Origin of the sequence: Porticoccus hydrocarbonoclasticus MCTG13d (assembly GCF_000744735.1) — a bacterium.
Classification (GTDB): Bacteria; Pseudomonadota; Gammaproteobacteria; order Pseudomonadales; family Porticoccaceae; genus Porticoccus; species Porticoccus hydrocarbonoclasticus.
Map to the genome: position 1 here is coordinate 1,864,002 of NZ_JQMM01000001.1, position 18,459 is coordinate 1,882,460.

Below are 18,459 nucleotides of genomic sequence, written 5' to 3' on the forward strand. Positions count from 1 at the left end.
CAGATCACTGGCAGAATCCGGGCGTGAAAGAATCAAAAAAACGGCTACTTGATCGTATTGATTATCCATTCAGGGATACCAGTCTGTTCGATTTGGCCCTTACCCATCGCAGCCATGGTTCGGTCAACAACGAACGTCTGGAGTTTCTCGGTGATGCAGCGCTGAATTTTATTATTGGTCATGCTGTTTACGAACGTCTTCCCCAGGTCAAAGAAGGGGACTTGAGTCGCTATCGTGCCAATCTTGTCAAGGGTGCCACACTCACCGAAATAGCCAAGGAGCTGGAAATAGGTCAATGTCTGAATCTGGGCGCCGGCGAGCTGAAAAGTGGCGGCCACCGACGGGCATCTATATTGGCAGATACAGTTGAGGCCATCATCGGAGCAGTGTATCTGGACGGCGGTATGGCTGCCTGCGAGAAGGTGGTCATGGGATTATTCAGCGGACGTCTTGCCAACCTGTCAGAAAACACGCTCAGAGACCCGAAAACCCAGTTACAGGAATTCATGCAGGCCCGAGGGAGACCTTTGCCCAATTATGAGGTGGTCTCCGTGACCGGCGAAGCGCACAGTCAGTACTTTACTGTAGAGTGCAAAGTTGATGGCCTTAATACCCCCGCCCTCGGCGAAGGCAGCAGCCGCCGTACGGCCGAAAAAAAAGCAGCTGAAAACGCATTAGCCGGACTAATCAAGTGACTGAAATAGAATCTATCAAGCGGTGCGGATACGTGGCCATCGTCGGGCGACCAAATGTTGGAAAGTCCACATTGCTGAATCACTTATTGGGTCAAAAAATAAGTATTACCTCACGCAAACCGCAGACGACTCGACAAAATATGCTTGGCATAAAGACAGAAGGTGACTCGCAACTGGTTTTTGTCGATACCCCAGGGCTACACGACAACCAGAGCAAAGCGATTAACCGGTCCATGAATCGCGCTGCTGAAAGTGCAATTCGTGATGTTGATGTTATTGTTTTCGTTGTCGATCGCGCCATATGGACAGAAGCTGACGAAAAGGTTGCGCAGGAAGTAATGAAAAGTAATACGCCAGTCATTATTGCCCTGAACAAGCTGGACAGGCTGGAGAACAAAGCGGTTTTATTGCCTCATCTGCGAATGTTAACCGAGCGCTTCCCCGAAGCACGGTTGATCCCGGTTTCAGCCCTGCAGGGACAGCAATTAGCCCAACTTGAACGGGCCATTCTTCAGCATATTCCGGAAGGTGTTCATTTCTTTCCCGACGACCAGATTACAGATCGCAGTCAACGCTACATGGTCGCTGAAATTATCCGGGAAAAGATCACTCGCCAACTGGGAGCCGAGCTTCCCTATGAGGTGGCCGTGGAGGTTGAGGAATTCAAACCCTCTGAAAAAATCTGTCATATTAGTGCGCTGATTCTTGTCGAGCGGGATGGTCAGAAGAAAATCATTATCGGTGAAAAAGGCAGCAGATTGAAAAAAATCGGCCAGCAGGCTCGTCTCGATATGGAGCGTATGCTGGAATCAAAGGTCATGCTCAACCTTTGGGTAAAAGTGCGTAGGGGATGGTCGGATGATGACCGGGCACTGCGCAGCCTCGGCTATGACGATTAACCGGTATACTCCTGAGCCGGGGTTCTTCACCATCAACGTTAGAATTGACAATATGTCGAAGAGTGGCAGTGATACTATCCGACAAACTGCTACAGCCTGTATCATCGAGATATGACCAATTTGCGTGTCGACTCAGAGCCAGCTTTTGTTCTCCATACACGACCTTATCGGGAGACCAGCCAGCTGGTAGACTTGTTTTCCCGTCATTACGGTCGCCTGCGCGTGGTCGCCAGAGGATTCCGGCGGCCAAAAAATGGTAGTCGGATACTTGCCCCGTTTACACCGCTACTGGTGGGATGGAGCGGAAAATCAGAACTGAAAACCCTGGTCAGTGCGGAGCACTCCGGGCGTTCATTGATGCTCTCGGGCGAACGTCTGTACAGCGGCTTTTATCTCAATGAACTGCTGATACGGCTACTTGTTGAACATGATCCTCAGCAGTATCTGTTTGACCACTACCTCAATATCATGACAAGTCTTGCCGATGGCGAACCGATTGAACCAGCTCTGCGGCTTTTCGAGCGCAACTTGCTGGACGAGGCTGGCTACGGATTAATGATCGATACCGATATCGTATCCGGCCATCCGGTATTGCCGGATCAGTGGTACTGGTTGGATCCATCTACTGGGTTTTCCCTCTGCCAGCCATCGGAGCAGGATAAAACGTCACCTTACCTGTTTTGGGGTGAAGTGTTATTGGCTATCAGCAATGGTGACTATCAACACCTTGACAACGCCAAAGCAGCCAAGCGACTGATGCGACTGGCTATTCAGGAGCATCTTGGGAACAAACCCCTGCGAAGTCGTGAACTGTTTAACCTTCAAATGACCAACAGGGCTAAAACCTCGTGATTGTTGCCATAGGCACAGACATTGTTCAGGTGAGCAGAATCAGCGAGGCGCTGACCCGTCACGGTCGTGACTTTGCCAGGCGGATACTTTGTCCCCGCGAGCTTGCCCTGTTCGATAGCAAATCTAATCCGGCTGCCTATCTTGCCAAACGCTTTGCCGCCAAAGAGGCGTTGAGCAAAGCCCTGGGTACGGGTATTGGCAAAGTGTCCTGGCAAGAAATGGAAACTATCAACGACCCCGCTGGCGCACCCGCAATCCTGCTCACTGGCAATGCCAAAAAATATTTGCTCAAACTGGGTGCCAATAATGTGCTGCTCAGTTTATCCGATGAACGTGATTTTGCGGTCGCCTTTGTGGTCCTCACTCAAACGCAACCGCCATAAGCTCTCGTGCGAATCGCTCGACATAACAATTTGGGTCGCGTTTATATACAAACAATCTTGATCTATAGTCTGTTCCGCCAAGACAAGCAGACCATGGGTGGCTAAAATAACAGCCTGTTTAGTGAATATTGAATTCTTCTTGCCGGAAAACTGATGATCTATCCAACCATTGAATCCTGTATTGGTGAAACTCCGCTGGTTAGGCTACAACGACTTCCGGGAGACACCAGTAACGTTATTCTGGTAAAGCTGGAAGGCAATAATCCCGCTGGATCCGTAAAAGACCGGCCCGCAATCAGCATGATCCAGCATGCCGAAGCGAGAGGGGAGATCAAACCAGGCGATACGCTTATCGAAGCAACGTCGGGCAATACCGGTATCGCACTGGCCATGGCCGCAGCCATCAAGGGTTACCGGATGATCCTGATTATGCCGGAGAACAGCACTGAAGAGCGCAAAGCGGCCATGCAGGCTTATGGGGCGGAGCTTATCCTGGTCAGCCGGGAACAGAGCATGGAGGGTGCCAGAGATCTTGCAAAAGCCATGGAGCAGCAGGGCAAGGGAATCGTCCTGGACCAATTTGCCAACAGTGATAATCCACTGGCTCATTATGAGCATACCGGCCCTGAAATCTGGCGACAGAGTGGCGGAAAGGTTACTCATTTCATCAGCTCCATGGGCACTACCGGCACCATTATGGGTGTTTCCCGCTACCTTAAAGAGAAAAACCCCGATATTCAGATTATTGGTTTACAACCAGAGGAAGGGGCGAGTATTCCCGGTATTCGACGTTGGCCACAGGCCTATCTACCAACTATATTCGAGAGTGCGCGTGTCGATCGTGTGATGGATATAGGGCAACAGGAGGCGGAGGACTGCATGCGGGCACTTGCGCGGCAAGAGGGCATATTTTGTGGTGTTTCCTCGGGCGGTGCTGTGGCCTCTGCACTGCGGTTATCCCGTGAAGTAGAGCATGCAGTAATCGTGGCGATTATCTGCGATCGCGGTGATCGCTATCTTTCATCGGGACTTTATCAGGAAGATCAAAAACTGTAGTTTGCAGGCTGACACCGCTGCATGGCCTTATACAACATGCGCAATTGCTGGAAAGGTCAACGTTAGTCAAGACAGCTATTCCTCCAGTTGAAGACGCCTTCTGGCCTGACATACAAATCATTCAGACGAGAGCTGTTTATGGTACAGGTCAGAAACCATCACCCCGTTCAGGAGCAGGGGGCGGTTAAAATAGACTGCTGGGTCGACGATCTTCTCCGCGACAAAGCCTTCGCCGAAGCAGGTGCCAGGGATATCCTGATCACTGCCTGTGAATTGGCGCGCGATGCGGAAGAAAAATCAGGCAGCGAACGCTGGACACCTACTGTCAGCAGTTTCAGAACCGGCCTCGAAATGGCCGAAATTCTCACTGAACTCCACCTTCATGATATTGCCAGTTTGGTTGCTGCCATTTTATACCGGGTTGTAAGAGAAGGGCGCCTTCCCATCGCAACGGTTAGAAATCGCTTCGGTGACCCAATCGCTTCTCTCATTGAAAGCGTCCTGAAAATGGCGGTTATCAGCACCATGCGTGCTGACAGCGAAGGTGCCGTGTTTGGTCACACGGCGACCCAGCAGGCATCGAAAATTCGGGAAATGCTGGTTTCTATTATCGATGATGTACGTGTGGCCTTGATTAAACTTGCAGAGCGCACCTGTGCTATCCGGGCACTGAAAACAGCCACCGATGAAAAACGTCAGCGCGTTGCTCGTGAAATTTTTGATGTTTATGCACCCTTAGCGCACAGACTCGGCATTGGCCAACTCAAATGGGAGTTGGAAGATCTGGCATTTCGCTATCTGGAACCAAAAGAGTATAAGCAGATCGCACGATTGCTCGATGAACGTCGTATGGATCGTCAACACTACATCAACCAGATGATCGATACACTCCATTCAGAGCTGGAAAAGGCAGGCATCAAGGCACAAATCGCTGGCCGTGCAAAGCATATATACAGCATCTGGAAAAAAATGCAGCGCAAGGATGTTGGCTTTTCGCAAATTTATGACATTCGTGCAGTGCGAGTCCTCGTGCCTGCGGTAGCGGACTGTTACACCGTACTGGGTATCGTGCACGGTCATTGGCGCAATATTCCCAATGAGTTCGATGATTATATTGCTTTCCCCAAGGAAAATGGCTATCGATCCCTGCACACAGCCGTAATTGGTCCCGGGGGCAAAGTGCTGGAAATTCAGATTCGGACCCATGAAATGGATGATGAAGCTGAATTGGGCGTCTGTTCTCACTGGCGTTATAAAGGCACCGATACCAGGACGACCAACCGCAGCTACGAAGAAAAAATCGCCTGGCTGAGGCAGGTTCTGGAATGGCACGAGGAAATCGAGGAAGACCATGTTAAGGAGCTGATCAATCGGGACAGCACAACCGATCGGATATACGTGTTTACACCGGAAGGACATGTGGTCGATTTACCGGCCGAATCCTCTCCACTGGATTTTGCCTATCGCATTCACACCTCGATTGGCCACCGCTGCCGGGGCGCCAAGGTAAACGGCAAGATCGTCCCTTTGAACGCGTCATTGCGCACCGCTGACCAGGTAACCATTCTTACGGGCAGACAGGAATCCCCCAGTCGTGACTGGTTGTCGCCAGCACTGGGCTATATCCACTCTGCCCAGGCTCGGTCCAAGATACAGCAATGGTTCAGAAAACAGGATCATGAAAAAAATGCGCAGGCCGGCAAATCCATGCTTGATAGAGAGCTTCGTCAATTAAATATCAAACAAGTAAATCTGCAATCGATTGCCGAAAAATTCAATAAGCATGGAGAGGATGGGCTCTACGCCGCTATCGGAGCGGGAGACACCAGTGTCACTCAGGTTGTGAATGCCATTCTGGCCATGCTTGACCTGAATAAAAAGCCAGAAAAACCTATTTTCATCACACCACCGAAAGCCAGTCGCTATCAGGAATCCGATATTTATATCTATGGTGTGGGTAACTTGCTGACTCACATTGCCGGTTGCTGTAAGCCTGTACCTGGCGACGAAATTGTCGGTTATATCACCAACAGCCGGGGTGTTTCAGTCCATCGCAAGGATTGCGGAAAAATTCTTCGCCTGCAAAATGTTGAACCGGAAAGAGTCATTGAGGTCACCTGGGGCGGAGAACCGAAAAAGGTTTATCCCGTGAAAATTGCAGTTGAGTCCTACGACAGGAGTGGCTTGTTACGTGATATCAGTGCCGTTCTGGATAAAGCAGGGCTTAATATTCTGGCCATGTCTTCGCGAAGCGATCAGGGCAGAAAAGGCGTTTCCGTCAGGATGGAAGTGACCCTGGAAGTCATGAATATTAATGAGTTGAGTAATGTCATGACCAAATTGAGACAAATCCCGAATGTTACTGGCCTGCAACGTATTGATGAGGGCTAATCTATGGCAGATACCACCTATACCATCGACAATTTATGCTATCTGATGGAGCGACTTCGCAGGGCGGAAACCGGCTGTCCCTGGGACCTGAAACAGACTTTTAAAACCTTGGCTCCCTATACACTGGAGGAAGCCTACGAAGTCATTGATGCCATAGAAAATGAGAATTACGGCCAGCTCAAAGAGGAATCAGGTGATTTGCTGTTCCAGGTCATTTTCTACGCCCAGTTGGGAAAAGAACAAAATCTGTTCGATTTTGAGGAGATCGTTTCACTATTGGTAAAAAAGCTCATCTCCCGTCATCCCCATGTTTTCCCTGAGGGTACTCTGACCAGTGAACGTCGACCGGGCCGAGCACAGCTCAATGAGCAATCCATCAAAGATAACTGGGAATCCATCAAACAAAGCGAGCGAAAAGAAAAAGGCCAGGCTTCAATCCTTGACGATATTCCTCTGGGTTTGCCAGCCTTGACTCGCGCAACAAAATTGCAAAAGAGGGCTGCCCGCCACGGTTTTGACTGGCCGGATATGCAGGGCGTTCTGGATAAGGTCCATGAAGAGACCCATGAGCTCAATGAGGCAATCACAGAGGGAGAAGTGGATGCCATTGAAGAAGAACTTGGCGATGTGTTATTTACAGTGGTCAACCTCTGCCGTCATCTGAAAGTTGACGCTGAAACCGCTCTGCGGAGCTCATCGGCGAAATTTGAGAGGCGTATCAATCACATTGAGGAAAGATTGCATCATCAGGGTAAAAAGATGGTCGATATACCCATGGAACAACTCGACGAGTTTTGGACAGAAGCCAAGTTTTCAACCATGTCCAAACACCCGTAAAAGCGCCGTCTAACTTGTGGTTGTGGTCGTTTCTGTGTAATGTTTGCGCCCTCAATTGCGAGTTTGGGTAATTGACTAATCACTCTAATAACTCAACCCCAGATAATCGGAGATCACGAATGCGAATTATTTTATTGGGCCCACCGGGTGCCGGTAAGGGTACACAAGCCAAATACATAACTGAAAAATTTGGGATCCCCCAAATATCCACGGGCGACATGTTGCGGGCGGCGGTAAAAGCGGGCTCGGAGCTCGGTCTCAAAGCTAAAGATATTATGGCTTCTGGCGGGCTGGTTTCCGATGACCTGATCATCGCATTGGTAAAAGAACGTATTCAAGAGCCCGATTGTGTAAACGGATTCCTTTTTGACGGATTTCCTAGAACAATCCCACAGGCTGAGGCTTTGTTAAATGAAGGTGTGGCTATCGATAAAGTTATTGAAATCCACGTTGAGGACGAAGAAATTGTTTCGCGCCTGAGTGGACGGCGTGTTCATGAAGGGTCTGGCCGCGTTTATCATGTGGCACATAATCCGCCGCAAAAAGAGGGGCTGGACGATATTACCGGTGAACCGCTTGTACAGCGTGAAGATGATAAGGAAGGCACTGTTCGCAACCGTCTTTCTGTCTATCACGAGCAGACTCAGCCTCTGGTTGGTTTTTATAAGGATCTGGCCAGAACTAAACCTGAGAAAGCGCCTTCCTACGCTTGTGTCAACGGCGTTGGGAAGCTCCCGGAAGTTGAAGCACGCCTTGAAGAAGCGCTAGCCTGAGCGCCGGCATCTGATGCAGAATGGGCTCTTCTTGAGCCCATTTTTTTTACCAGTTGAAAGTCTGGAGTCCAATGAATAAAACGTCTGTCATTCTGGTTAATCTGGGCACACCGGATGAACCGACACCGGCCTCAATAGCCCGCTTCCTCAGGGCATTTTTATCCGATCCTAGAGTGGTTGAGGTGCCCAGACTGATTTGGTGGTTTCTACTCAGGCTTGTGATAATCCCCTTGCGGGCCAAAAGAGTTGCCCATGCATATCGCGAAATATGGTGGGAAGACGGCTCCCCCTTGCGTGTCATCAGCGGTCGCCAGGCTACCGACTTACAGGAGGTATTAACAGACCGTTACGGTGAAGAAGCGCCTGTCGTTGCGGAAGCCATGACCTATGGAAAACCAGCTCTCGATGAAACCATTCAGCGTCTTGAAGAAAAAGGTATCGAGAAATTTTTAATCCTCCCTATGTATCCCCAATACTCGGGATCAACTTCAGGGGCGATCTACGACCAAGTGGCGCACATCATCCGGCGAAGCCGCAATATTCCAGACATGGCGGTAATAAAGTCCTTTCACGATGATATTGGCTATATTCAGTCAATCGCCGAAACGATTAAAGCCTATTGGGCAGAGCATGGACGCAATGAAAAACTTTTGATGTCTTTCCATGGCATCCCTCAGGATTACGTCGATAAAGGTGACCCCTACGACGAACATTGTCGGGTAACCGCTCATGCTATTGCCAGTGCTCTTGGGCTGGCATCTTCTGAATGGTCGATGAGCTATCAGTCAAGATTTGGCCCAAAGAAATGGCTTCAACCCTATACCGATGAGAAACTTAAGCAATGGATCGAAGAGGGTATCAAGTCTGTGGACATTGTCAGCCCTGCATTTACTGCAGATTGTCTCGAAACCCTTGAAGAACTCAATATAAGTTACCGTGAACTGTTTTTTGAACAGGGGGGAGAAAAATATCATTACATCCCCTGCGTCAATAATACGCCGTTATTTATCAAAGCACTCGCCGAAATAACCGCAAAAAAACTGCTATTGGACCACTAAATTTCACAATTAATACCCCACTTTATAATGAAAATAATAATTTCTCTGTTTTAAAGTGGAAATATTCTATTTTTTGAATAAACTTTAACCATCTTCTGTGTTCCCAGTAAAAACGTATCTCTTCCAATATCAAGGAGAAACACAATGGCCAAAGCTCCCCAAAAGCGCACAGCCAAACCATCCCATAAAAAAACTGTACCGGTCTCTGCAAGAAAGGCTACATCTTCAGTAGTCAATAAAACAGCTGTCGCCCTGGAACGGAGCGAAAAGGAAATCAATGTACAAAAGAAAAAGGTTGCTGACGCAAAACAAAAGCTAACCGCTGCGAAAAACAGGGCCACTGGAAATATAACTAAAGCCTCTGAGTCGTTACTCAAAAAGCGTGCTCAAGAGGTCAGAACAAATATCAGTAAACTTAACAGCCTTATATCAAAAAACACACTGGCAAAAGCCGAACTCAGGGCAGCAAAAATTCTGTCTCAAGTGTCAGAGGCAGAAGAGAAAGCCAGAGCCCGCATTATCGCAACAGAAAAAAAACTCGAACAGAAAACTGCTAACGATCTAGACAGGGCAGTGGCTCGCTATAAAAAGTCTTGGCTCAAAAAGCGCACCAGCACTATTGCCAGACAGGTCAAGAGAGTCGAAAAGAATGCTTTGACCCGAGTCAAAGCCATTGAAAAACGGCTGCACAAGCAGGCTACTGCTGTCATCAAGAATGCTGAACAAAAAATCAATTCTCGCAAGCAGGCTGTCACAAAAACAGTTTCCACACGCGGCCCCGGTCGTCCACCAAAGAGCACGACAGCCGCGAAAATACCGGTTGTAAAATCAAGCACTCGCACCGCCAAAACCAGCCCAACAAAATCCAGGCAAGGCCCTGGTCGTCCCCCGGCAACAGGGACAGCAGCAAAGAAACCATCCAAGGCTAAAGCTGCAACTAAACAGTCCGTAACCAATGCCGCAAACAAGGCGAAGACGCCCGCTAGAAAGCCCGCTGCGAAAGGCTCCACTGTTGCCCAATCCCGGCGCTCCAAAACCTCGGTATCGGCAAAAAAACCAACTACACGGGCGGCATCTACGGCAAAGAAAAGTACCGCTGTGCCCACCAGCTCACCAGCCGGTAATAGACCGGAGACATCGTCGGAGTAACTGCTTATTTCTGACGGTCTAAACCGCTCCCAATCAAACTCCGTTCTTCAAACCAAACAGGTTACAATTCCCCCCCGATTCAAGGGGGGATTGTTTGCTGTGAAAAAAGTCTTAGCCATTGATACGACGACCCAGGCATGCTCTGTAGCACTGTCGCTAGGGAACAGTGTAAGCAGTCGTTTTCAGCTTGCCAGCCGTGAGCACACCCGCCTGTTATTACCAATGGTAAATGAGCTGCTGACAGAGGCTGGAGTGAAGTTAAGCGAACTCGATGCGCTCGCATTTACCCAGGGGCCGGGCTCATTCACGGGTATCCGGATTGGCTTCAGTGTCGTACAGGGTCTGGCCCTTGGTGGCGACCTTCCTGTATTGCCCGTGTCCAGTCTGGAAACCCTGGCTCATACAGCCTGTAGAAAATTAATTATCGAGGATAATTATCGGCTTTTGCCGATGTTTGATGCCCGAATGGATGAAGTTTACTGGTCGGCATTTGAATGGAATGGCGTCGGGTTAACCCGTCTGACCCAGGATAACCTTTCTGCTCCTGAAACAATAATACTCCCTCACAGCGATCTGCCTCTTGCGGTGATAGGTGACGGCTGGCACTACTCCGAACGGATTGATTTATTTTCCACCATAGAGGTTTCGACACTACTGCCCGATGCTCGAGATGTGTTGACTATTGCCGTACCAGAAATTGAGAACGGTGCTTTAATGGCCATAGACGAGGTGCAACCGCTCTACCTCAGGGATAAAGTTTCCTGGCAAAAACGAAAACGATTACGAGAAAATAACCTCATAAGCAATACAGGGATCTAGATACGTGGATTATCTACAGATTTTTTTTCTGGCTATTGTCCAAGGATTGACCGAATTTTTGCCCATTTCAAGCTCTGCGCATCTTATTTTGCCCTCAGCCATACTGGGCTGGACAGACCAGGGGTTGGCATTTGATGTCGCCGTCCATGTCGGCTCCCTGACCGCTGTACTCTGGTACTTTCGCCATGACGTTCAGCAGGTGGTGGTGCATTGGTGCCAGAGCGTGACTGGCGGCAAAGCTACGCCTGAGAGCCGATTGGGCTGGCTGCTTATTCTCGCAACTATTCCCGCTGGTCTGGCGGGATTGCTGCTGGGTGATTTTATTGAAAGCCAGCTGCGCTCAATTGCAGTGATTGCCACGACAACCATCCTGTTTGGTTTGCTCCTGGGAGTGTCTGATTTCTGGGGACGTCGCGTAAAAACGCTTCATCAAATCACCTGGCACTCAGCACTTCTCATCGGGTTGGCACAGGCATTGGCTTTGGTTCCCGGAACATCAAGATCAGGGATTACCATGACGGCTGCTCTGGCTCTGGGTTTTACGAGGGAGTCGGCCGCCCGCTTTTCTTTCCTGATGGCAATTCCCGTCATTATTCTCAGTGGTGGTTATAAGTGTGCTCAACTGATGCAACTTCCACAGGTTCCATGGAGTGATATTGTGCTCGGTGCAGTACTATCTTGCATGGCAGCCTACCTCTGTATCCGTGTATTTCTTATCTGGATCACCCGAATTGGGATGATGCCTTTTGTCATCTACCGATTATTATTGGGTGCTTTGCTGATTGCCATTCTTGTTAATAGCTAAAGCTCGTGGAGGCATCGCTTATGAAAAATATTGCTTTCATTGGTCTCGGCGTTATGGGTTTCCCGATGGCAGGCCATTTAAGCAGGGCTGGCTTTTCAGTTTGTGTTTATAACCGCACACAACAAAAAGCAGCTCAATGGCTGGAGGAGTACACCGGTTTTTCAGCACCAACTCCAGCAGCAGCTGTAAAAAAAGCCGATATTGTCTTTACCTGCGTCGGTAATGACGATTCTTTGCAGGAAGTTCTGCTGGGTGACTCGGGTGGTTTTAACGGGGCTTCTCGCGGGACAATCTTTGTTGATCACACCACTGTATCGGCTAAAGTCAGTCGAGAGCTCGCCAGGGAGGCCAGCAGACACAAAATGGCTTATCTGGATGCCCCGGTGTCCGGTGGACAGCAGGGGGCTGAGCGCGGTTCCCTGACAGTCATGGTCGGTGGGGAGAAAGCAGCTTTTCAGCAGGCAACACCAATTATCAATCATTATGCCAGCAAGGTGTCTCTGATGGGTCCCGTCGGGTCCGGACAGCTCTGTAAAATGGCGAATCAAATCTGTGTAGCGGGTGTTATTGAATCACTTGCCGAAGGGCTGTTTTTTGCCCGTCAGGCAGGGCTTGACCCCAGCCAGGTCATTCAGGTTATTTCCAGGGGGGCGGCACAATCCTGGCAAATGGAAAACCGCTATCAAACCATGTTGGCGGGTGAGTACAATCACGGTTTTGCAGTGGACTGGATGTGTAAAGATCTGGCTATTGTGTTGGAAGAAGCTCAGCGCAATGGTAGTAACCTTCCCGCCACGAAACTGATCAGTAAATTTTACCGGGAAGTCCAGTTAATGGGTGGCGGGCAATGGGACACATCGAGCCTGTTAGCCAGGCTCGAAAACGCAGAAAATGAGGTTAGTAGTTAGTCCATTATGAACAAGCAACCTTATAACCAGCAGTTGCTGGATTTTATTTATCAATCTCCAACGCCGTTTCACGCTGTCAAAAATATGCGCGAGATACTGGAAGCCGGCGGATTTACCCGGCTCCCTGAAGAAACTGATTGGGATATACAACCGGGTGGCCGCTACTACACCGTTCGCAACGGCTCGTCTCTTATCGCCTTTATCGCAGGACACCAGTCCGCTCTGGAGTCAGGGATACGCCTGGTGGGCGCCCACACGGACAGTCCCTGCCTTAAAGTGAAACCAAAACCGGAGCTGAACCGTCAGGGCTATTTTCAATTGGGTGTCGAAGTTTATGGTGGAGCGCTTCTCAATCCCTGGTTTGACCGTGATCTCAGTATAGCCGGGCGCCTGGTGTTCGATAGCGGAGAGGGCTCGTTAGACCAGACACTGATCGACCTGAAAAGACCTGTGGCAGTCATCCCTAGCCTCGCTATACACCTGGACCGGGATGCGAACAATGAGCGCAAGGTGAATCCACAAACGGATATTCCACCCCTGTTATTCAGGGATCCGGACAAATCGGTGACAGATTTCTTCAAATTCCTGGCAAAAGAACTCTCCTCATCGGGTGATTTACCGGAAAAAGCCAGAATTCTCGATCACGAACTTTACCTCTATGATTGTCAGAAGCCGGCCCTGACCGGTATGCAGAGTGAGTTTATCTCCGGCGCCAGGCTGGATAACCTGTTGAGTTGTTTTACTGGTGTCCAGGCGCTGCTGGAAGCTGGTGATCAGGTTTCCTGCATGCTGGTTTGTAATGACCACGAAGAGGTCGGCAGCACCTCCGCCTGCGGTGCAAACGGCCCGATGCTGCAGTCAGTGTTACAACGTCTTTACCCGGATCCGGGGTTGCTTACCCGAGTAATGCGCCAGTCATTACTGGTATCGGCAGACAACGCCCACGGCATTCACCCAAACTTCGCGGATCGTCACGACAGTAATCATGGGCCACGCTTAAACGAAGGGCCGGTCATCAAGATAAATGCCAACCAGCGTTATGCCACCAATAGCATCAGCGCCGCGATGTTTCGTCACCTCTGTGAAAAGGAGGGCGTGGCAGTGCAGACGTTTGTTAACCGGACTGATTTAAGCTGCGGAAGCACCATCGGGCCGATTACTGCTGCGATGATTGGCGTTCAAACACTGGATGTCGGTGTGCCTACGTTTGCGATGCACTCTATCCGCGAAATGGCTGGTGCGGATGACGCCTTCAATTTATACCGGGCACTAAGGGCATTCTATAACCATCAACCAACACTAATGATACAAGAAGCCTGAATACAGACTTTATTCAAGCTCTGAAATCCGTATGATGTGGACCACAATCGAGACTGGACCAAAGAACCTAATCATGAGTCAACATCGAGCTTCAGCCGTTGAAAAAAATACTATTTTAACGGGTATTACGACCACAGGAACGCCGCATCTGGGCAACTATGTGGGCGCAATTCGTCCAGCCATTGAGGCCAGCCAAAAACCTGACATCAATGCCTACTATTTTCTCGCGGATTATCACGCACTGATTAAATGCCAGGATCCCGCCATGGTCCACCAGTCGAGCAGAGAAATTGCTGCCACATGGTTGGCTCTAGGCCTCAATACTGACAATGTTGTATTTTATCGACAGTCAGACGTTCCCGAAATTACTCAGCTTATGTGGTTTCTGAGCTGTGTTGCCGCGAAGGGACTAATGAACCGTGCCCATGCCTACAAGGATTCTGTTCAAAAAAACCAGGAAGCTGGGGAGGACCAGGATTATGGTATTACCATGGGCCTTTTTTCCTATCCGGTACTCATGGCTGCCGATATCCTCATGTTCAACGCCACTAGGGTACCGGTGGGCCGGGATCAGATTCAGCATATTGAGATGGCCCGGGATATTGCACAGCGTTTTAACCATGTATACGGCGAGCACTTCACCTTGCCGGAAGCCGTAATCGATGACCATGTTGCTGTATTACAAGGGTTGGATGGGCGAAAAATGAGTAAAAGCTACGGCAATACTATTCCGCTGTTTCTGCCTGAAAAACAGCTCAGGAAACACATCAACAAAATCAAGACCAACCTGTTGGAACCCGGCGAGCCCAAAGACCCAGACACCTCCACTGTATTTCAAATCTGGCGGGCATTTGCCAGCAACGAGCAAACCGCCGCAATGCGTCGTGAATTTGAGAACGGTATCGCCTGGGGGGAAGCCAAAAAGCAACTGTTTGAGTTGATTGAAGCCGAGCTGCGAGAGCCACGGCAACGCTATTATGAACTACTCGAAAGCCCATCTCACATAGAGAACATGCTCAATGAAGGAGCAGAGAAAGCAAGAGCGGTAAGTGTCCCATTTATGGCTAAACTTAACCGGGCCGTCGGCCTACATTCTCTGTCCTGAAAGGTTTTAGTGCTCACCCTCGCTCAGTGTGCAACACCTTTCAAAACCTCAACCAACGCACTGGTCAGGAATGACAAATCGGTTTTGCTGATAATGTAAGGGGGCATGACATACACGAGCTTCCCGAAAGGTCGAACCCAAACACCCTTATCGACAAATTGTTTCTGAATGATCGGCAGGTTAACCGGATTCTTCATCTCAATGACACCGATACCCCCAAGTACGCGCACGTCTTTTACATGGTTATAATCTTTGGCTGGAGCCAGCTCTGCAGTCAACTGCTGCTCGATATTCATAACACGGGTCGACCAATCTGAAGTAAGTAGCAGTTCAATACTTGCATTGGCCACGGCACAAGCCAGAGGATTAGCCATAAATGTTGGGCCGTGCATAAATACGCCCGCTTCACCAAGACAAATACCATTGCTGACTTTCTCCGTACACAACGTAGCAGCGAGCGTCATGTAGCCGCCCGTCAGCGCTTTGCCCAGACACATGATATCCGGCGAGATCCCGGCCCATTCAGTGGCAAAAAGCTTTCCTGTGCGACCGAAACCCGTGGCTATTTCATCAATAATTAACAACACGCCATACTGATCACACAATTCACGAACACGCTTCAGAAACATCGGCGAATAAAAACGCATGCCCCCCGCACCCTGAACCACAGGTTCCAGTATTACGGCAGCGATTTCATCGGCATGAGCGCTGATAGTTTGTTTGAAGTCGAGGATGAAATCCTCATTCCAGGCAGCATCAAAGCCGCAACGGGGAGATTCTGAAAAAAACTGGGGTGTCAGAACGTCGCGAAACAGGTGGTGCATACCTGTAACTGGATCACATACGGACATGGCGCCGAAGGTATCACCGTGATAACCACGTTTAAGACTCAAGAAACGCGATTTATCTTTTTCTCCCCGTGACTGCCAATATTGGAGAGCCATTTTCATGCCTACCTCTATACTGACAGACCCTGAGTCCGATAAAAAAACCTTGTCCAGTCCGGCCGGGGTGATCTCGGTTAATGTCTGTGCGAGCTTCGCTGCTGGCTCGTGGGTAATACCACCAAACATTACGTGGGACATTTTACTGATCTGGGCGGTTATAGCTGCATTAAGAGCAGGGTGGTTGTAGCCATGGATTGTGCTCCACCACGATGACATGCCGTCAATTAGCACTTGCCCATCGGACAGGTATAGTCTGACACCATCGGCGCTGGCCACAGGATAAACCGGTGCAGGATCCATAAAAGACGAATAGGGATGCCAAATGTGATTTTTATCTATGGCCAATATTTGAGACGCATTCAAGTGTTTCATGTAGATGCAATTCACAGGTAAGAAAACGTATATTGTATGATAAGGATCTTCGTGGTATCAAAGCACCATAGCAACGCCATCACTCAAACGAGCAACAATGATGAACTTAAAGTATCCACTTATCATCGTACTAATAACGGGATTGTTCAGCGCATCACCGGCAGTCACTGCAGAATCAGCACAATCCCGAATGTTCTGGGCGAAAAGCAATGAGTCTAACCGAGACACTCTGAATCATCGGCAATGGGATGAGCTGCTCCGTACACATGTCGTCAACACAGGGCAGGGGGTGAATCGTTTTCGGTATGGATCGGTGGATAAAAATGAACAAAAAAGCCTGTCGGACTATATTGGCTATCTGGCAAAAATTGACCCCCGAGACTACAGTCGCGATGAACAGAAGGCCTATTGGCTGAATCTCTATAATGCATTAACCGTCAAACTTATTTCAGAAAACTACCCGATAAAAAGCATCAGGGATATCGGTAAAAAAATGGACGGACACAGTTTATTGAATAAACCGCTTATTCACGTAGCCGACAACCCGATAAGTCTCAATGACATAGAAAATCGCATTCTTCGGCCGATATGGAAAGATCATACAATACACTTTGGCTTGAACTGCGCCAATATGACCTGCCCAGGCTTATTACCTCAAGCTTTCACCGGAAAAAATGTTACAGCTCTTTTAAAGCAGTCAGGACGTGATTTTATCAACGACCAAAATGGTGTAACCCTTAAAAATGGCAAACTGATCGCTGCAGGCATTTTCAGCCAATATCGCTCTGACTTTGCCAAAGACGACAAAATGATGCTTAAGGTATTTGCCCACTATGCAGATGATCGACTGGCTCTCTACTTATTGGGATTTCAGGGTAAAATCGACTATTTTCACGATTACAGCTTGAATGGCCTCTAAAAATCTATAAAAGTAATTATTTTAAATCATATAGTTAGATAACTATTATAATCAACTTTCTATACCGCCGTGAGCAGTTGACCATTCAACAGGAGCATGAAGAAAAGACTCAATATCCGCAATGGCCTTGGCTTCCATAAGGTTTTGAATTTTACAGACCTCCAACACATCCCACCAGGTGGTTAAATGGTGCAGATTGATACCAATTTCACCCAGGTTTTTACGTGTATCCGGAAATATGTCATAGAAGAAGATAACGAATGTATCGCTAACAGTGGCGCCAGCATCGCGCAAAGCCTGACAGAACTTGATCTTGCTGCCACCGTCCGTTGTGAGATCCTCAACCAATAGAACCCTCGAACCTTCCTTTAAATCACCTTCGATCTGCGCATCGCGGCCAAAACCCTTGGGTTTTTTTCGAACGTACTGCATGGGTAGGGATAAACGCTCTGCAAGCCAGGCCGCAAAGGGTATCCCAGCTGTTTCGCCGCCAGCAATTCCGTCAATAGACTCAAAGCCTATATTGCGAAGAATCGTCGAGGCACCAAAATCCATCAATGTCGATCTCACTCGGGGAAATGAAATAATTTTTCTGCAATCAATATATACAGGGCTAATTTTTCCTGACGTTAACTGAAAGGGATCATCTGGGCGAAAATTGATTGCACCAATTTCAATCAGCATCTTTGCAGATAATTGAGCAATCAATTTGGGGTCAGGAAAGCTATTGAACGACATCATTTCACCTGTATAACGAATCGCGAGAAGAGAAGGGAAAAATACGGTTAGTGGTTAGACTTACCAAAAAACAAGCTGCGGAAATTTTGCCAGAACATCAGCTGAGATTCCATTCAATCAGGCGTATTCCGGGCAGGTTATTCCCCAACAACCAAAAGAAAAGGGACCAAGCGTATGCCGAGTTATTATATTTAACATAATATACATTATGCGCATATATGGATCGGACAGAAAACCCGCTAAAACCAGACTTATAGCGCCAATGCAGCCTTGTGCAGCGAAATCAGCCATGCCACATTGGCAGTCTGTACCCGTAAGTGTTGTATAGAGTATAAAAATCACTCAGGAAAAGAAGTCATCTTTAACGGCGTAAAACCGGCAAAGGAGCACTTAACCAGGGCTGGACCGCTTCGCGGTGTTGATCACAGTGTTG

Annotated in this window: 18 protein-coding genes; 16 read left to right on the top strand and 2 right to left on the bottom strand. The window is 48.8% G+C overall.

The window, feature by feature from the left end; genetic code table 11:
• The first annotated feature begins 23 nt into the window (after positions 1-23).
• The 15 genes from rnc (at position 24) to U740_RS08940 (ending at position 15,050) form a co-directional block, all read left to right on the top strand.
• On the top strand, positions 24-695 hold the full coding sequence (rnc, locus tag U740_RS08870; protein ID WP_036860277.1) for a ribonuclease III: 672 nt from the start codon (positions 24-26) through the stop codon (positions 693-695).
• A gap of 14 nt (positions 696-709) precedes the next feature.
• Complete coding sequence (era, locus tag U740_RS08875; RefSeq protein WP_235189958.1) at positions 710-1,594, top strand: GTPase Era; 885 nt, start codon at positions 710-712, stop codon at positions 1,592-1,594.
• Between the two features lie 111 nt (positions 1,595-1,705).
• Positions 1,706-2,446 carry a DNA repair protein RecO gene (gene recO / locus U740_RS08880; RefSeq protein ID WP_036860281.1) on the top strand — a complete coding sequence of 247 codons (741 nt, stop codon included), beginning with the start codon at positions 1,706-1,708 and terminating at the stop codon, positions 2,444-2,446.
• A complete protein-coding gene (acpS, locus tag U740_RS08885) occupies positions 2,443-2,829 on the top strand; it encodes a holo-ACP synthase (protein ID WP_036860283.1) in 387 nt (128 codons plus the stop codon). The genes recO and acpS overlap by 4 nt, the downstream gene beginning before the upstream one ends.
• Before the next feature lie 153 nt (positions 2,830-2,982).
• Positions 2,983-3,885 carry a cysteine synthase CysM gene (cysM, locus tag U740_RS08890; protein WP_036860284.1) on the top strand — a complete coding sequence of 301 codons (903 nt, stop codon included), beginning with the start codon at positions 2,983-2,985 and terminating at the stop codon, positions 3,883-3,885.
• Between the two features lie 138 nt (positions 3,886-4,023).
• On the top strand, positions 4,024-6,276 hold the full coding sequence (gene relA / locus U740_RS08895; protein ID WP_036860286.1) for a GTP diphosphokinase: 2,253 nt from the start codon (positions 4,024-4,026) through the stop codon (positions 6,274-6,276).
• Between the two features lie 3 nt (positions 6,277-6,279).
• Complete coding sequence (mazG, locus tag U740_RS08900) at positions 6,280-7,113, top strand: nucleoside triphosphate pyrophosphohydrolase (RefSeq protein WP_036860288.1); 834 nt, start codon at positions 6,280-6,282, stop codon at positions 7,111-7,113.
• Between the two features lie 119 nt (positions 7,114-7,232).
• Positions 7,233-7,886: an adenylate kinase gene (gene adk / locus U740_RS08905; protein WP_036860289.1), complete on the top strand. Its 654-nt coding sequence runs from the start codon at positions 7,233-7,235 to the stop codon at positions 7,884-7,886.
• A 71-nt stretch (positions 7,887-7,957) separates the two neighbouring features.
• Positions 7,958-8,944, top strand: a complete 987-nt coding sequence (gene hemH / locus U740_RS08910; protein ID WP_036860290.1) for a ferrochelatase — start codon at positions 7,958-7,960, stop codon at positions 8,942-8,944.
• A gap of 144 nt (positions 8,945-9,088) precedes the next feature.
• Complete coding sequence (locus U740_RS11890) at positions 9,089-10,093, top strand: hypothetical protein (protein ID WP_051921356.1); 1,005 nt, start codon at positions 9,089-9,091, stop codon at positions 10,091-10,093.
• Positions 10,094-10,192: 99 nt separating this feature from the next.
• Positions 10,193-10,912 carry a tRNA (adenosine(37)-N6)-threonylcarbamoyltransferase complex dimerization subunit type 1 TsaB gene (tsaB, locus tag U740_RS08920; protein WP_036861751.1) on the top strand — a complete coding sequence of 240 codons (720 nt, stop codon included), beginning with the start codon at positions 10,193-10,195 and terminating at the stop codon, positions 10,910-10,912.
• 4 nt (positions 10,913-10,916) lie between these two features.
• On the top strand, positions 10,917-11,717 hold the full coding sequence (locus U740_RS08925; protein WP_036860291.1) for an undecaprenyl-diphosphate phosphatase: 801 nt from the start codon (positions 10,917-10,919) through the stop codon (positions 11,715-11,717).
• Positions 11,718-11,737: 20 nt separating this feature from the next.
• Positions 11,738-12,625 (top strand): NAD(P)-dependent oxidoreductase, encoded by an 888-nt coding sequence (locus U740_RS08930; RefSeq protein ID WP_036860292.1) that lies wholly within the window; start codon positions 11,738-11,740, stop codon positions 12,623-12,625.
• 6 nt (positions 12,626-12,631) lie between these two features.
• Positions 12,632-13,945, top strand: a complete 1,314-nt coding sequence (locus U740_RS08935; RefSeq protein ID WP_036860293.1) for a M18 family aminopeptidase — start codon at positions 12,632-12,634, stop codon at positions 13,943-13,945.
• A gap of 73 nt (positions 13,946-14,018) precedes the next feature.
• A complete protein-coding gene (locus U740_RS08940; RefSeq protein WP_036860295.1) occupies positions 14,019-15,050 on the top strand; it encodes a tryptophan--tRNA ligase in 1,032 nt (343 codons plus the stop codon).
• A 23-nt stretch (positions 15,051-15,073) separates the two neighbouring features.
• On the opposite strand, the gene bioA is transcribed toward U740_RS08940, so the two are convergent.
• Complete coding sequence (gene bioA, locus U740_RS08945) at positions 15,074-16,369, bottom strand: adenosylmethionine--8-amino-7-oxononanoate transaminase (RefSeq protein WP_036860296.1); 1,296 nt, start codon at positions 16,367-16,369, stop codon at positions 15,074-15,076.
• A gap of 313 nt (positions 16,370-16,682) precedes the next feature.
• Between bioA and U740_RS08950 the strand changes: the two genes are divergently transcribed.
• Positions 16,683-17,288, top strand: a complete 606-nt coding sequence (locus U740_RS08950) for a DUF547 domain-containing protein (protein WP_160172064.1) — start codon at positions 16,683-16,685, stop codon at positions 17,286-17,288.
• 51 nt (positions 17,289-17,339) lie between these two features.
• Here the strand turns inward: U740_RS08950 and U740_RS08955 are convergent, their stop codons facing one another.
• On the bottom strand, positions 17,340-18,026 hold the full coding sequence (locus U740_RS08955; protein ID WP_036860299.1) for an orotate phosphoribosyltransferase: 687 nt from the start codon (positions 18,024-18,026) through the stop codon (positions 17,340-17,342).
• Between the last annotated feature and the right edge of the window lie 433 nt (positions 18,027-18,459).

What these genes read in the sequence shown, in the direction of transcription:
- mazG (WP_036860288.1), top strand. Translation starts at nt 6,280, where the DNA reads ATGGCAGATACCACCTATACCATCGACAATTTATGCTATCTGATGGAG.
- U740_RS08935 (WP_036860293.1), top strand. Translation starts at nt 12,632, where the DNA reads ATGAACAAGCAACCTTATAACCAGCAGTTGCTGGATTTTATTTATCAA.
- U740_RS08930 (WP_036860292.1), top strand. Translation starts at nt 11,738, where the DNA reads ATGAAAAATATTGCTTTCATTGGTCTCGGCGTTATGGGTTTCCCGATG.
- cysM (WP_036860284.1), top strand. Translation starts at nt 2,983, where the DNA reads ATGATCTATCCAACCATTGAATCCTGTATTGGTGAAACTCCGCTGGTT.
- U740_RS11890 (WP_051921356.1), top strand. Translation starts at nt 9,089, where the DNA reads ATGGCCAAAGCTCCCCAAAAGCGCACAGCCAAACCATCCCATAAAAAA.
- bioA (WP_036860296.1), bottom strand. Translation starts at nt 16,369, where the DNA reads ATGAAACACTTGAATGCGTCTCAAATATTGGCCATAGATAAAAATCAC.
- U740_RS08955 (WP_036860299.1), bottom strand. Translation starts at nt 18,026, where the DNA reads ATGTCGTTCAATAGCTTTCCTGACCCCAAATTGATTGCTCAATTATCT.
- hemH (WP_036860290.1), top strand. Translation starts at nt 7,958, where the DNA reads ATGAATAAAACGTCTGTCATTCTGGTTAATCTGGGCACACCGGATGAA.
- recO (WP_036860281.1), top strand. Translation starts at nt 1,706, where the DNA reads ATGACCAATTTGCGTGTCGACTCAGAGCCAGCTTTTGTTCTCCATACA.
- adk (WP_036860289.1), top strand. Translation starts at nt 7,233, where the DNA reads ATGCGAATTATTTTATTGGGCCCACCGGGTGCCGGTAAGGGTACACAA.
- relA (WP_036860286.1), top strand. Translation starts at nt 4,024, where the DNA reads ATGGTACAGGTCAGAAACCATCACCCCGTTCAGGAGCAGGGGGCGGTT.
- U740_RS08940 (WP_036860295.1), top strand. Translation starts at nt 14,019, where the DNA reads ATGAGTCAACATCGAGCTTCAGCCGTTGAAAAAAATACTATTTTAACG.